15 protein-coding genes are annotated in these 13,804 nt (G+C 59.7%); 8 read left to right on the forward strand and 7 right to left on the reverse strand.

The window, feature by feature from the left end; genetic code table 11:
• The 4 genes from FJ320_08350 to FJ320_08365 form a co-directional block, all read right to left on the reverse strand.
• Positions 1-174, reverse strand: a 174-nt coding sequence (locus tag FJ320_08350; protein ID MBM3925980.1) for a carbamoyl phosphate synthase small subunit, incomplete at its 3' end; no start/stop codon positions are given.
• Positions 174-1,565, reverse strand: coding sequence for a hypothetical protein (locus FJ320_08355; GenBank protein MBM3925981.1), 1,392 nt, complete (start codon positions 1,563-1,565; stop codon positions 174-176). The genes FJ320_08355 and FJ320_08350, both read right to left, overlap by 1 nt.
• A gap of 2 nt (positions 1,566-1,567) precedes the next feature.
• A complete protein-coding gene (pyrR, locus tag FJ320_08360) occupies positions 1,568-2,107 on the reverse strand; it encodes a bifunctional pyr operon transcriptional regulator/uracil phosphoribosyltransferase PyrR (protein MBM3925982.1) in 540 nt (179 codons plus the stop codon).
• 212 nt (positions 2,108-2,319) lie between these two features.
• Positions 2,320-3,765, reverse strand: coding sequence for a hypothetical protein (locus FJ320_08365; protein ID MBM3925983.1), 1,446 nt, complete (start codon positions 3,763-3,765; stop codon positions 2,320-2,322).
• 175 nt (positions 3,766-3,940) lie between these two features.
• Here FJ320_08365 and pdxS point away from each other — a divergent pair, with 175 nt between their 5' ends.
• The 5 genes from pdxS to FJ320_08390 are packed head-to-tail and all read left to right on the forward strand — an operon-like array spanning position 3,941 to position 8,688.
• Entirely contained in the window at positions 3,941-4,831 is an 891-nt protein-coding gene (gene pdxS, locus FJ320_08370; protein MBM3925984.1) for a pyridoxal 5'-phosphate synthase lyase subunit PdxS, read from the forward strand.
• Between the two features lie 24 nt (positions 4,832-4,855).
• Positions 4,856-5,473 carry a pyridoxal 5'-phosphate synthase glutaminase subunit PdxT gene (gene pdxT, locus FJ320_08375; GenBank protein MBM3925985.1) on the forward strand — a complete coding sequence of 206 codons (618 nt, stop codon included), beginning with the start codon at positions 4,856-4,858 and terminating at the stop codon, positions 5,471-5,473.
• Positions 5,448-7,163, forward strand: a complete 1,716-nt coding sequence (locus tag FJ320_08380; protein ID MBM3925986.1) for an AAA family ATPase — start codon at positions 5,448-5,450, stop codon at positions 7,161-7,163. Before pdxT ends, FJ320_08380 begins: the two co-directional genes overlap by 26 nt.
• Positions 7,164-7,169: 6 nt before the next feature.
• On the forward strand, positions 7,170-7,787 hold the full coding sequence (tmk, locus tag FJ320_08385) for a dTMP kinase (protein ID MBM3925987.1): 618 nt from the start codon (positions 7,170-7,172) through the stop codon (positions 7,785-7,787).
• Between the two features lie 52 nt (positions 7,788-7,839).
• Positions 7,840-8,688, forward strand: coding sequence for an alpha/beta hydrolase (locus tag FJ320_08390; GenBank protein MBM3925988.1), 849 nt, complete (start codon positions 7,840-7,842; stop codon positions 8,686-8,688).
• Positions 8,689-8,692: 4 nt separating this feature from the next.
• On the opposite strand, the gene sucD is transcribed toward FJ320_08390, so the two are convergent.
• Together sucD and sucC are read right to left on the reverse strand one after the other, a co-directional pair.
• Entirely contained in the window at positions 8,693-9,574 is an 882-nt protein-coding gene (gene sucD / locus FJ320_08395; protein MBM3925989.1) for a succinate--CoA ligase subunit alpha, read from the reverse strand.
• 3 nt (positions 9,575-9,577) lie between these two features.
• Complete coding sequence (gene sucC, locus FJ320_08400) at positions 9,578-10,768, reverse strand: ADP-forming succinate--CoA ligase subunit beta (protein MBM3925990.1); 1,191 nt, start codon at positions 10,766-10,768, stop codon at positions 9,578-9,580.
• Positions 10,769-11,225: 457 nt separating this feature from the next.
• Here sucC and FJ320_08405 point away from each other — a divergent pair, with 457 nt between their 5' ends.
• Positions 11,226-11,741, forward strand: a complete 516-nt coding sequence (locus FJ320_08405; protein ID MBM3925991.1) for a universal stress protein — start codon at positions 11,226-11,228, stop codon at positions 11,739-11,741.
• A 146-nt stretch (positions 11,742-11,887) separates the two neighbouring features.
• The gene (locus FJ320_08410) at positions 11,888-12,448 is read left to right on the forward strand and encodes a hypothetical protein (protein MBM3925992.1); all 561 of its coding nucleotides are present in this window, start codon (positions 11,888-11,890) and stop codon (positions 12,446-12,448) included.
• A 36-nt stretch (positions 12,449-12,484) separates the two neighbouring features.
• Here the strand turns inward: FJ320_08410 and FJ320_08415 are convergent, their stop codons facing one another.
• The gene (locus FJ320_08415; protein MBM3925993.1) at positions 12,485-13,189 is read right to left on the reverse strand and encodes a PAS domain-containing protein; all 705 of its coding nucleotides are present in this window, start codon (positions 13,187-13,189) and stop codon (positions 12,485-12,487) included.
• A 152-nt stretch (positions 13,190-13,341) separates the two neighbouring features.
• Here FJ320_08415 and FJ320_08420 point away from each other — a divergent pair, with 152 nt between their 5' ends.
• Positions 13,342-13,803, forward strand: a complete 462-nt coding sequence (locus FJ320_08420; GenBank protein MBM3925994.1) for a hypothetical protein — start codon at positions 13,342-13,344, stop codon at positions 13,801-13,803.
• The last annotated feature ends 1 nt before the right edge of the window (position 13,804 follow it).

A 13,804-nucleotide genomic window follows, 5' to 3' on the forward strand; every position in this document is an offset into this window, starting at 1 on the left:
GGGGTAGGTCATCAACACTACCTGGCCGGCGTAAGAGGGATCGGTGAGGACCTCCTGATAGCCCGTCATGCTGGTGTTGAACACCACCTCGCCGTGGGCGGCCTTTTCGGCGCCGAAGCTGTAGCCTTCGAAAACGGCGCCGTCTTCCAGGGCTAAGTAAGCCTTGCGTGGCATTAACCCTTCACCTCGATTACTTTGGAATGCTCAGATAGAGTGGGTGGGAAGCCCGCCGCTATGGCGGACTGCCTGTCCGGTAAGAAGCGCAGGCGCGAAAGCTGGTCCATCGATGAGACCATTAGCTCCTTTATCGGACGGGAATGAGTCTGGCCTGAAGGTATAAAATATTCCGCCGGCGCCTGACGCTCGCAGTACTTGCAGAGGAACCAGGGGGAGGGCTTGGAGTAGAACACCACCTCGGCATGGGCGTTTTGAGGCTCCTTGTTGACGACGCAGATGGGATTGACGCAGCGCAAACCCTCAGCGGCCACCAGGACCTGGGGCTTGCCAGGGGCGGTGTCTGTGGCGCGACGCCAAGGCTTGAGGCCCAGAATAAGCGATATGAGGGCCATGCGCACGGGCACGCCGTTCCAGGCCTGCTCGAAGTATTTGCTGCGAGGGTCCTGGTCCATATCGGTGGCAAGCTCATCGACTCGAGGCAGGGGATGCATAACGACAGCTTTGGAGAGGGAGGAACTGCTCATGATGCGGGCGTTGACTTTGGGGTAGGCCCCAGGCGCGCCGCTGCCTTCCCGCTCCTTCTGCTTGCGAGTCATGTACAAAGCCAGAGGCCGTCCTTTGGAGGCGAATTTAACCAGGGCGTCCTGCTGGTGTATGGCCAGCTGATGAGGCTGTGTGGGAGTCATGTAGACCGCGTTTAGAAAGGCGCTGTCGCCCTCACGCCCTTCAAAGAGCGCGCCCAGGTCCATGTCCTTGGCGCTGACACGCTCGATGGGCACGCCGTACTCGGAGACGATGCGCTGTTTTAGATAGTCCGGCAGGTCCAGACCCTCGCCGGGGACGAAGATGATTTGAGCGCCAAATCGCAGCAGGGCCAGGGTGAGCGAGTGGACGGTGCGACCGTTTTTCAAGTCGCCACAGAGGGCGACTCGCAGGCCCTCCAGAGCGCCGTGTTCCTTTTTAAGGGTCAGCAAGTCGCAGAGGGTCTGGGTGGGGTGTTCGTGGCCGCCGTCGCCGGCGTTGACCACGGGTACGGTGGCGTACTCGGCGGCCAGGCGGGCGGAGCCTTCCCAGGGGTGGCGTATGACAATGAGGTCAGCGTAGCCGCTCCAGACACGCATGGTGTCGGCCAGGGTCTCGCCCTTGGCGAGGGAGGACGTGGCGGCGTCGGCGGTAGTGATGGTCTGGCCGCCGAGGCGCTTCATGGCCGACTCGAAGGAGCCGCGGGTGCGGGTGCTGGGCTCGAGGAACAGGCTCGCCATGAGATAACCGGAGGCCAGGCCGTAGCAGGCCCGCAGGTCTTGCTGCATCTCCCCTGCCAGCTCCAGAACGTCCTCAATCTGCTGGTTGCTCAGGTCTTCTATGGTGGAAAGGCTGTTCTTGCGCATACCTACTCCTCCCTGTAGCGAATAAGGGCTACCTGGTCAACGCCATCGACTTCCTTCAATCGCACCTGGATCCGCTCGGACATCGACGTGGGCAGATTTTTGCCGACGTAGTCGGCGCGGATGGGCAGCTCGCGATGTCCCCTGTCCACCAGCACCGCCAGCTCCACCAGGCCGGGGCGGCCGGCGTGGGTGAGGGCGTCAAGAGCAGCCCTGGAGGTGCGGCCCGTGAACAGCACATCGTCAACGATAATGACTTTTCGACCGGCGACGGGTGCGGATAGGGGAGCCGCCTTGACCGGGCCGTTGGAGTGGTTGGACCGGTCGTCGCGGAAGGGCCGGGGGTCGAGGCACACCACGGGGACGGCGTCGCCCTCTAAATCGAGGAGCTTTTGGGCGAGGCGCTGGGCTATGGGGAGGCCTCGGGTGGGGATGCCGGCCAGCACCAGGTCATCGACGCCTTTGTGGCGTTCCAGCACCTGGTGGGCCATGCGGGAGAGGACGCGGCGCAGGTCGTCCTCGGTCATCAGTATTTTTGAGCTTATGGCTTCTTTAGTGTTTGGCAACTAAAAACCCCTTGTCGACGGCTGACAAGGGGTGCGCTGAGTCCACATCTAGTGCGGCCCTGCCTTGCCAGCCTCACCGGGCTGTATTTAAAGGTCGGTCCGTATCCCGCTATTAAGTTGAAATCAGCGTAGCAAAAGTTGAGGAGGATGACAAGGGGCAGTTTTGAGTTTTGGGGTAACAGAAAAACCTATCATTTCACATCGCTCTCTTCTGAAGGTCCCGCCTCTTCCACGTCCCTCTCGCCCTTGGCGGCCATACGCTTCCGAAATGCCGCAATCCTGCGCCAGCTTGTCCTATTGAATTTAGACTCTTCGATTTTTCTGCTCGCCAGGGTGCGGCCCTGTTCTTTCAACTGCTTTGCCAGAGTAGAAGGCTGGCCCAAAATTCGCAGCGCGTTTCTGGACCACCTGTCCAGCGTGAGCGGCAGCACTCGGGCTCCTGCGGCCGCCAGCAGGAGCCGCGGCGCCGATTCCAGCACCAGGGAGTTTAGGGCGATGCTCACAATGGCCGCGGCCACCACCAGCGAGAACATCTCCCTGGAGATGGCGCCCTGCTCCAGTCCAACGTCGGCGACGATAAAAGCAAACTCGCCGATCTGCGCCAGCAGGATCCCGCCTAGAACAGCCGTCACCAGGGGGTAGCGAAAGAGCTTTATCGCGGCGGCGGAAATCAAAGATTTCCCCAGGATAACGGCCGCTAATATCGCCAGGAACCACATGGGGTTTTGGGTAAGGCTATCGGGGTCGAAAAGCATTCCAATGGACACAAAGAAGAGGGCGGCGAAAACGTCCCGCAAAGGCATGAGCCTGGCGTCCATGTTATTCCGGCGGATGGCGTCGGCGGCGACGAGACCGCCCACAAAGGCCCCCAGGGTAAAGGACAGGTCTAGAGCGCTGAGGGCCAGCCCGCTCCCTATCGCCACGGCCACGGCAGTCAGCAGCGTTATCTCGCCTGAGTCGTACTTCCCCACCCAGTCAATAAGGCGGGGCCACACAAGACGACCGGTAAAAAATACAGCCGCAGAGACGCCGATGACTTCCAGGATAGCCAGAGGAAGCGAAACAAGTCCCTCGGCGTCGGCCCCAAGGAACACCAGCAGCAATAACAATAGAGGGACAGAGGAAAGGTCCTGGACTACGCTCACACCAAGGGCAATCCTGCCGTGGACAGAGTCGCCCTCGTTGCGGTCTTCGAGAATCTTGATAATGGCCGCGCTGCTAGTCTGGGCAAGAATAGTGCCCAACAAGATGCCTTCAGCCAGGCTCAGGTTAAAGACCGGCGTCAGAAGGATTCCAAGAAGGATGGTCAATACTATCTGCGCCAGGCCGCCGAAAAGGATCACAGGGCCCATCTCCCTAAATTTGGAAACAGGGAGGTTGGCGCCCATCACAAAAAGCAGCAGGGCAAGGCCTATCTGAGTGAGAAATCGCAGGCCCTCAAACTCCACCTCAGGACCGGGGGTGAAGGGGCCGAAGAGGGCGCCGGCTAGAAGATAACCCAGAATTACAGGCTGTCCGAGCCTGATAGCCACCAGACCGCCGATGGCGGCGGCCGCCACAATGATGACAAGGTTTACCAGGATGTCATATTCAGGACTCAAGAGACTCCGGCCATGTCCGTAGGGTAAACCTATCATAAGATACTAGTTCCAGGGCCGCAATCAAGCTTGATAGCCTCTTCCCCAAATGCTCATCATTGTTAGTATGACGGGTAACGGCTCGATAGGCAGACTTAATTGCGAAAGAATATCCCCTGGCGTATAATACGCCCAGTTTCTACATCTCTCCCCTACATATGTGAAAGGAGCGGCAATGGAGACAGGTACTACAGGTACTTGGAAGGTCAAAGTTGGACTGGCCCAGATGCTAAAGGGCGGCGTTATCATGGATGTGGTCACCGCTGACCAGGCTAAGATTGCTGAAGATGCCGGCGCCTGCGCCGTCATGGCCCTGGAGCGTGTGCCCGCCGACATCCGAGCCGCCGGCGGCGTCGCCAGAATGTCCGACCCCACTAAGATCATCGAAATCCAGGAGGCCGTGACTATTCCCGTCATGGCCAAGTGCCGCATCGGTCACTTTGTAGAAGCCCAGGTCCTGGAAGCTCTAGGCATCGACTATATAGACGAGTCGGAAGTCCTCACCCCCGCCGACGAAGACCACCACGTTTTGAAGCACGACTTCAAGGTGCCCTTCGTCTGCGGCTGCCGCAATCTGGGCGAGGCCCTGCGCCGCATATCCGAGGGCGCGGCCATGATCCGCACCAAGGGCGAGGCTGGCACCGGCGACGTGGTAGAGGCCGTCAGGCACAACCGCACCGTGCAGGACGAGATTCGTAAGATTAAGAACATGCTGGATGAGGAGCTGCCTACCGAGGCCAAGAACCTGGGCGCTCCCATTGAGCTGGTGAGGGAAGTGAAGAAGCTGGGACGCCTGCCCGTGGTGAACTTCTCCGCCGGCGGCGTCGCCACACCCTCCGATGCCGCGCTGATGATGCAGCTAGGCTCCGACGGCGTGTTTGTAGGCTCCGGCATCTTCAAGTCGGAGAACCCCGCCAAGATGGCTAAGGCTATTGTTCAGGCCACCACCCACTTCCGTGAGCCCAAGATTGTGGCCGAGGTCTCCAAGGGCTTGGGAACGCCCATGTCCGGCATCGCCGTAAAGAGCCTGACTGATAAGCAGCTACTGGCTACGCGAGGCTGGTAACACCCCAAACCTCCAACCTTGCCCTTGAAAAATAAGGAAAAGCTAATAGTAGGTGTCCTCGCCGTTCAGGGGGACTTCGCCGAGCACATCGCCATTCTTAAAAAGATAGGCGTCGAGACGCGGGAAGTCCGCCTCCCCAAAGACCTGGACGGCGTGGACGCAGTCATTATCCCCGGCGGCGAGAGCACCACCCTTCGCAAGCTCTTCGACCTCTACGGACTGACCGACGCCGTGACCAGGGTCGCCAAGAAGGGGACGCCCATCTGGGGCACCTGCGCAGGCATGATTATGCTGGCCGACAGGCTGACCGACGACCGTCCAGAGCCTCTCCATTTAATGGACATCACCGTTACTCGAAACGCCTTCGGACGGCAGGTGGACAGCTTTGAGGCGGACATAGATTTCCCCAAGGTCGGCAAGAAGCCTTTCAGGGCTGTCTTTATAAGAGCGCCCGCAATTGATAAAGTAGAAGAAGGGGTTGAGATTCTCGGAAAGCTCTCAGATGGCTCTCCGGTGGCCCTCCAGCAGGGAAACCTTCTGGTGACCTCCTTCCATCCTGAGCTGACTGAGGACACTCGGTTCCACAAATTTTTCTTGAGCTTGGTTAAACCGGCTAATGGAAGAAATAGATATAAGGACTAACCAGCCAGGGCCAAAAGTGTTGCAAGAACATTCACCGCCTACTAGCGAGAGTCCTCCCCAAAGGGAAAAACTCGTCCGAGACGATCTAGAGCTTCTGCTTGCTTGCCTGCCCCATCGCGTAGTCGAACCCCTCCGCCAGCGGCCCAACCTCAGCGACCTCCTGGAAGTTGTACTTGACCTGGGACGTCTGCCCGAAGCCCGATTCCCTGACTCAGACCTGGTCCTCGATTACCGCGAAATCAGCCAGGAGGACCTGGATTATGTAATTCAGCGCGTGGGGGACTTTGGCGAGGACAACCGCGCGGGCATTGAGCGGACGCTTCACCGAATATCAGTCATGCGGAACCGCAAAGGCCGCATTCTGGGCGTCACCTGCCGCGTGGGCCGCGCGGTGTTTGGCACTATTCGCATCATTGAAGACCTGGTGTTCTCAGGCAAGAGCATCCTGCTGCTGGGAAGACCTGGCGTCGGCAAGACCACCATGCTGCGCGAGGTTGCCCGTGTGCTGGCGGAGACGGCGCGCAGACGCGTTATTGTTGTGGACACCTCCAACGAAATCGCCGGCGACGGCGACATACCCCACCCCGCCATTGGCCGCGCCCGCCGCATGCAGGTCGCGTCGCCCAGCCAGCAGCATAACGTGATGATCGAGGCGGTGGAGAACCACATGCCGCAGGTCATTATCATCGACGAGATGGGGACGGAGCTGGAGGCGGCGGCGGCCCGCACCATTGCCGAGCGAGGCGTCCAGCTGGTCGCCACCGCTCACGGCAACACCCTCGATAACCTTATATTGAACCCGACGCTGTCAGACCTGGTGGGCGGCATCCAGTCGGTTACCCTGGGCGACGAGGAGGCCCGTGCGCGCGGCACCCAGAAGACGGTATTAGAGCGCAAGGCTCCTCCCACCTTTGAGGTAGTGGTGGAGATACAGAGCTGGGACAAGGTGGCAGTTCACGACGACGTAGCCAAGGTGGTGGACGCCTGGCTTCGGGGCTACCCCCTGGCGCCGGAGGTCAGGTCGATTGATGACCTGGGGCGCGTGAGGAAAGAACGCCACGCCGCCGTCACCCGAGACGTAGGCGTGTCCCAGCAAGGCCAGGGACGAGAGCGGAAGGGTTATAAGCGCCGCGAGCGGGAGTCCGCCCGCGGAGGCCGGCGGTGGGAGGATTCGGGCGGGAGAGTCGAGGAGGAGCCTGAGGAACGAGAGGTGAGGGAGATTCCGGGGACGCGGGTGTTCCCCTTCGGCGTAGGCCGCGACCGCATAGAGCAGGCGGCGGACGACCTTGGGATGTCGGTGGACGTGGTCAACGAGATGCGCAACGCCGACCTCATCCTTACCACCAAGACCCACTACAAGCGCGGCGCGCGCCTTATTCACAGCGCCGAGCAGGCCGGAAAGCCTGTGTACGTGGTGCGCAAGAACTCGGCCTCCCAGGTGCAGCAGGTGCTTCGCAGCCTGCAACGCAACGGCTCCTCCAACGGGCATGAGGACGAGTCGCTGGAAGGCGCTTTGCAGGAGACCCACGAGGCGGCGCGGCGGGTGCTGCAAGGGGAGGAGTTCGTGGACCTGGCGCCGCAGCGGGCTTATATCCGACGCCTGCAACACTTGCTGGCGGACCAGTACAACCTCTCCTCCACCTCCAGCGGCGCCGACCCTAACCGCCACGTCCGGCTTATGTCCAAGTAACGCGCTGTGGCCCCTTTCATCGTTTTCGAGGGGATTGACGGCTCGGGCAAGAGCACCCAGGCCTACGCCTTCCATCAGGCGCTGCTGAAGAAGGGCTACGACGCTATTCTGACGCGAGAGCCCGGCGGCACGCCCCTGGGCGAGACCATTGCCCATTGGCTCAAGACCGTTCCAGAGCGCACCAACCTGTCCGAGCTGTTCTTATTCGCCGCCAGCCGCGCCCAGCACGTGTCGCAGCTTATAAAGCCGTCGCTGGCCAAGGGCAAGGTGGTGGTGTGCGACCGGTTTACCGCGTCGACGCTGGCCTACCAGGGCTACGGCCGCGGGCTGGACCTGTCGCTGATTCGACGCGTCAACGCCGATGCCGCCGCCGGCCTAGAGCCGACGCTGACGGTGCTGCTGGACGCGCCTGTGGAGGTCATTGTCCATCGCAAGAAAGGCACCAAGCAGGACGTGATAGAGAGTTCCGGACGGGAGTTCCTGCAACGCGTCCGGGACGGCTATCTGGCGCTGGCTGAGGAGTCGCCTGAATCGTGGGTGGTGGTGGACGGGCGGGGGAGCCGTGAGGAGGTGGCGGAGAAGGTGCGGAAGGCGGTTGACAAGACGTTAACTGGTATGGCGTAGAATAACACTCGTCGCCAGTCCGCCATGAATATCGGCGGATGGAGGTGAAGCCATAGCGCACGCCCGTGTAAACGGTATCAATCTCTATTACGAACTTAAGGGGGCTTCAGGCGAGCCGCTGGTCCTGGTCCACGGCTCCTGGGGCAACTCCAACAACTGGGACATGGTCTTCGGCCCGCTGTCCGAGTCCTTTCGTGTCCTTACCTATGACCGCCGCGGGCATAGCCGCAGCGAACGGCCAGCGGGTCAGGGAAGCGTCCATGAGGACATCGCAGACCTGGCGGCACTGGTTGAGCATCTTGGCTTAGCGCCAGCCCATATCGCCGGGAACTCCTTCGGCGCTTCGATTGTCCTGGGATGTGCGGCTAAGAATCCAGGGTTGTTCCGCTCACTTATCGCGCACGAGCCGCCGCTCTTCTCAGTTATTGATGGGGAGCCAAAGTTTCGGGATATGCTGCGAGAGACCAAGGCTCGGATAGGAAGTGTCATCGAGCGGCTAAAGCAGGGCGATATGGCAGGCGGCGCAGAACAGTTTGTGAACACAGTGGCATTCGGTCCGGGGGCATGGGAACGTCTACCCGCAGTGACAAAAGAAACGTTTATAAGTAATGCAGTTACCTTCCTGGACGAGGCGAATGACCCGGATGCGTTGTCTATTGACCTCAAGGGCCTGTCCAAGTTCACGCGCCCAGAGCTCATTTCCCATGGCGACAGCAGCCCGCCCTTCTTCTCGCCCATTGCCGCTGGAATCGCCAAATCGATCCCAGGCAGCACTCAAAAGACCATAACAGGTGCGGGCCACGTCCCCCATCTGAGTCACCCAACGGATTACGTGGCGATGGTCAAAGGGTTTGTTCAGTCAGTGAGAGCGAAGGGTAAACCAGGCGCGAGACGGCGCTGAAGAGTTACCGCCCGCCCAGTACCCTCTGCACCGTCACACCCATCTCCCCCGGCGACGGCACCACGTGAGCGCCGGCGTCCTTCAGGGCCTTGTTCTTGGCCTCGGCGGTGGCGGCGGCGCCGGTAATGATAGCCCCCGCATGGCCCATGCGCTTCCCCGGCGGGGCCGTGGCCCCGGCAATGAACGACACCACGGGCTTCTTGAAGTTGCGCTTGATATACGCGGCGGCTTCCTGCTCCATAGAGCCGCCAATCTCGCCGATGAGCACCACCAGGTCTGTGTCGATGTCTTTGTTGAAGAGCTTGAGCACATCCACAAAGTTGGTGCCGATGAGCGGGTCGCCGCCGATGCCGACGCAGGTGGACTGACCGATGCCCAAGGCGCTGAGCTGGCTGACGCACTCGTAGGTGAGGGTGCCGCTCCGAGACACCACGCCGACTCGACCTGGGCGGTGGATAGAGCCGGGCATGATGCCGACTTTGCATTTAGCGGTGGGCGAAATAAGGCCGGGGCAGTTGGGGCCTAAGAGGCGGCTCTTGCGGCCTCGCAGGTAGCGGAGGACGCGGCCTGAGTCCAGGACGGGCACGCCTTCGGCGATGCTGACGATAAGCTCCACGCCCGCCTCGGCAGCCTCAATCATAGCGTCCTGGGCGAAGGGCGCGGGGACGAAGATTAATGTGGCGTTGGCGCCGGTCTCTCGGACAGCCTGGTCAACGGAATCAAAGACCGGGACTTTATCGAAGGCCATGGTACCGCCTCGCCCGGGCGTGACGCCAGCGACCACGTTGGTACCATATTCAACGCATCGCTGGGCATGGAAGCCGCCCTCGCGGCCCGTGATGCCCTGGATTAGAAGCCGGGTGTCTTTACTGACCAGGACGCTCATATTTCAATCCTCACTCAGCTCGTTAGCTGAGCGCAACGTTGGTAAAGCTCTCTTAAGCTGGGCCTCAAGTTCCAGCAAAGTGGTGGCGAAGAAGACATCCAGGCCGGACTGCGCCAGGATTTCGCAGGCCTGCTCCACGTTGGTGCCCTGAAGGCGGGCGATGATGGGAAGGCTCGCGCTACGCTCCTGGCAGGCGCGGACAACGCCCCGCGCGACGATGTCGCATCGCAGGATGCCGCCGAAGATGTTGATGAGGATACCCTTCACGCCCGAGTCCGAAAGCATAATGTTGACGGCCTTGACCACTTTCTCGTCGTCAGCGCCGCCGCCCACGTCCAGGAAGTTGGCCGGCGTCGCGCCTACCCGCCGCACCAGGTCCATAGTCGCCATGGCCAGGCCAGCGCCGTTGACCAGGCAGCCAACGGAGCCCTCCAGCTTCACGAAGGCCACCTTGGCCTCGTGGGCCTGGGCCTCGGAGGGGTCTTCCTGGGCCGGGTCGGCCAGGGCGGCCAGGTCAGGGTGGCGGAAAAGGGCGTCGTCCTCCAGGTCCACCTTGGCGTCGAGGGCGATGACCTTGCCGTCGGAGGTCACGGCCAGGGGGTTAACCTCCACCAGCGTGCAGTCCAATTCCATGAACATGCGATAGATAGCGGTAAGCATAGAACCTGCCGCCTTGGCCTGGTCGCCGCTGAGGCCCAGGGCGCGGGCGACGCGGCGGGCCTGGAAGGGCTGGAGGCCGATGGCGATATCCACGCCCTCGCGATATATCTTCTCGGGCTGCTTGGCGGACACCTCCTCGATGTCCATGCCGCCGGCGGCGCTGGCGATGAACACCGGCCCCTGGGCGGAGCGGTCTACCGTCAAAGCCAGGTACAGCTCTTTGGCTACCGAGGCGGTTTCTTCGACGAGGACCTTGTGGACAGGGACACCTTCCTTGCCCGTCTGGTGGGTGACGAGGCGGGAACCGATGAGCTTGCTGGCGTAATCGGAGGCGTCCTGAGGCGAGTTAACAAGCCGCACGCCGCCGGCCTTCCCTCGACCGCCAGCGTACACCTGCGCTTTAACCACGGCCTTGCCGCCCAGGTCTCGAGTCGCCGCTTCGGCCTCGTTGGGGGTGGAGGCGACGTGACCGCGGGGCGTCGGAGCGCCGTATTTGGCCAGCAGGGCCTTGGACTGGTATTCATGAATCTTGATGGCGAATAGTCCTATAAAAGTCTTGGGGTATTCTAGCGGCCTAATGGTGAATTGCCAACCCTTAAATGAGTAATCATTGAAATCGGGACTACGGTATGAAGCATTTCAAGGAGTTAAGAATTTAGGGGTTGATGCAACTTAATCATTGAAATGATGAAATTAGCCCTGTCTATACCCCTGCGCAATCGTTACGCTTGTCCTGTAAACCAATTCGAGTGAGGGGAAGCTATGACAAGGCAGGGTTTCCTAACCGAAAAGCCAACTGCCCAGCATTTGCCACAACAGCGGCAAAGGCAGGCGCTCCTGCTTATTCCTCAAGGCTGCCCTTATTGCAACGGCGACGTGCTCTTTTTCCAGGACGGGTCAAGCATCCTGTGGATGTGCCTGCAATGCTCACACTTTGAGCAATTGCCCGAGTCGCTGATAAAAGTCTAATCCCAGTAAAGAAAGGAAAGCCATGTACAAGCGAATGTTGATCACGCTGGACGGTTCGCCCCTGGCCGAGGAGGTTGTGGTCCAGGCTACGGAACTAGCGCTACAGTGTGAAAGCCAGGTCCTCTTGCTTCAAGTAATCGTGCCGGTGCGCTCAGTTATGGGGCCGGCAGAATTCGGCGCAGCGCCTTACGCGGACTATACAGAGGAATTCTTGAAGCGGACCGAGGAAGAGGCTAAGGCATACCTGGAATGGACAGCGCAGCCGATGAGGGAAAAGGGTATTGACGTCCAGTGTGTGACGGTTCGCGGACTGGCGGCGGAGGAGATCATTCGCTGTGCCAAAGACTACGGCGTCGACCTAATTATCATGGCCACCCACGGACGCAGCGGTATTGGCCGCATGGTCTTAGGGAGCGTGGCAGACGAAGTCCTTAGGAAATCGTCGCTGCCGATATTGCTCTACAAGCCTGGAGCGCAAAAGAAACAGGAAGAGAAGCCGGCTTCAGTCCAAAAGAACAAGGGATCTGGGCAGAGGTGATGGACTATCATAAGTAACACTACGAATTGCGCCTGCAAAAGTGCTAGCTTAAAATTCGGTATGACTAACAAAATGACCCACAGCAAGGTGCTGCAGTGCTGAAACAAGAGACTGAGTACACATCACTCAAGAGTCCAATTGACGTCATGTACCTTGTTCACAAGGCCCTTCGGGCACATGGCGCCCGGGCTGAGGACATGGTCCGAAACCTGGACGCGAACGAAAGCCTGCACGGGTTTCGCAGTCACTTTAACGAATGGGCCTCCGCCCTGGCTTATCACGCCATTATGGAGGATGAGTTTATGACCTCCGTAATGCCTAAGCTACCTCAAGTTAACGAAAACGAAGAAAGCCACCGCAAGCTAGAGCAGCGGCTTGAGGCAGTGGTTAAATGCCTGGACAGCGAAATAGGCAAGCAGCGCCTGGTCGCCAGCACTCAGCGCCACCTCTATGGCGGGGTTGTCTCCTTACAGATAGCGCAAGATGACCATCTAGAGGAGGAAGAGGAGTTTGTGCTGCCCCTAGTCCGCCAGCACTTCTCCGACCAGCAGCAAACAGCTATAATCCGGCGCATCCTCATCGACGACCAAGCCGCCGATTGTCTATGGGTTCTCAAGTGGCTGGGGCGAAACTTGACCACAGGCGAGCGCCATCTTATTGAAGCCCTTCGTATGGACAACGTTCCAGCAGATGATATGTGGGGCTAGGGCCCGGGCGAAAAAGGGATGGCAGCAAACCGACCGCTAATCCCGATTTAGAAGGCGATGGCTGGAGGCGAAGGCCACGGCTTCCAGGGCGGTATGCACGCCCAGCTTACTAAGAATGCTCTGGATATGATTACGCGCCGTGGTGCGGCTGATAACCAGGTCGTCAGCAATGGCCTTGGAGTTCTTGCCCTTGCACATCTGTCGCAGGACTTCAACTTCTCGCGGGGTTAATTCCTGATTAGGTCCGGGCGATGAAGCTGGCGCAGTGGGCGACGCTGGCCTTAATGACCCGGCGGCGAGTTGGGCCAAGCGAGACAAGAGGTCCTGGTTTGCCATCTGGGTGGAGACATCCCGGAAGATGTGAACCATAGAGGACAGCTTGGCGTCACGAGATGGAATTACGATGTGCGTTATGCTAAGCCAGATAGAACGTCCATCTTTGGTTTTAGTAGCCACCTGAACTGACGGCGGAATGCCGTGTGTCTTGCCTATTTGCATAACGCGACAGTCCATTTGGCAGACGGTATGACCCGCTTGGTCCATGCCGCTGACGACTGCAAAACAGGGCTTGCCTATTACCTCTTTCGCAGAGAAGCCTAGTATCTGTTCAGTAGCCTGATTCCAGAGCATGATGCGATGAGAGCTGTCCACCACAAACACGCCATCCTCCGTTCGAGTGAACAGTTCCAGGACCTCATCATCTCGCTCCAAGTTCAGTTTTGTAGCCTTTGGCATCTCCATGAATCATCCCTTACAGCCTTTGCGAAGCCACACCATTTTAACATGCGTTCCGGTATCTGATGCATTCTACCTATTCATTTAGTGCTTTCTCTTCATGCGCTCCACAGACGCGGCATCGATAATTTGTGTAGCAAACTCGAAGGAGTAAGGATATGAGCCTCAGAACTGTCAGCAAAATAGCCGTGGTTATTGCCATAGCTATGGGCCTGGGAATGATGGCCATGGGGGTCGCTTTTATAGTCCTGGGCGCGGAGGCAAAGAGCGATATTCGAGCCGCCCTGCGCCAGGAGGAGGTAATCACCAGCGCCGACGCCTCCATTCCGGGGGTGCCGGTGGAGGACGTGCAGACAGCAAGGGCCCAGGCGGAGGCTATTGAGGCCCATACCTTCGGGAGGTTTGGGCCTTACTCTTCGATGCAGCGCGACGACCCCAACCGGCAGGTGTATCTGAACGGGCTTACGCTCCGCAACTCGCTGAACCTGACAATCGTTGGATTCGGAGTGGGAGACCTGGCTATTGGAATGGGAGCGGTGACTGTGGTGCTGGGGCTGATCATCGCGGCGCTGGCCGTGCCCGTCCACGTCTTGGTAATGCGAGTCACAGGGGAGAGATAAG

The organism is SAR202 cluster bacterium (assembly GCA_016872285.1).
In the GTDB taxonomy this organism is placed as follows: domain Bacteria; phylum Chloroflexota; class Dehalococcoidia; order Lucifugimonadales.

What these genes read in the sequence shown, in the direction of transcription:
- FJ320_08405 (MBM3925991.1), top strand. Translation starts at nt 11,226, where the DNA reads ATGTACAAGCGAATGTTGATCACGCTGGACGGTTCGCCCCTGGCCGAG.
- FJ320_08380 (MBM3925986.1), top strand. Translation starts at nt 5,448, where the DNA reads ATGGAAGAAATAGATATAAGGACTAACCAGCCAGGGCCAAAAGTGTTG.
- FJ320_08410 (MBM3925992.1), top strand. Translation starts at nt 11,888, where the DNA reads ATGTACCTTGTTCACAAGGCCCTTCGGGCACATGGCGCCCGGGCTGAG.
- FJ320_08420 (MBM3925994.1), top strand. Translation starts at nt 13,342, where the DNA reads ATGAGCCTCAGAACTGTCAGCAAAATAGCCGTGGTTATTGCCATAGCT.
- FJ320_08365 (MBM3925983.1), bottom strand. Translation starts at nt 3,765, where the DNA reads ATGATAGGTTTACCCTACGGACATGGCCGGAGTCTCTTGAGTCCTGAA.
- FJ320_08355 (MBM3925981.1), bottom strand. Translation starts at nt 1,565, where the DNA reads ATGCGCAAGAACAGCCTTTCCACCATAGAAGACCTGAGCAACCAGCAG.
- FJ320_08415 (MBM3925993.1), bottom strand. Translation starts at nt 13,189, where the DNA reads ATGGAGATGCCAAAGGCTACAAAACTGAACTTGGAGCGAGATGATGAG.
- pdxS (MBM3925984.1), top strand. Translation starts at nt 3,941, where the DNA reads ATGGAGACAGGTACTACAGGTACTTGGAAGGTCAAAGTTGGACTGGCC.
- sucD (MBM3925989.1), bottom strand. Translation starts at nt 9,574, where the DNA reads ATGAGCGTCCTGGTCAGTAAAGACACCCGGCTTCTAATCCAGGGCATC.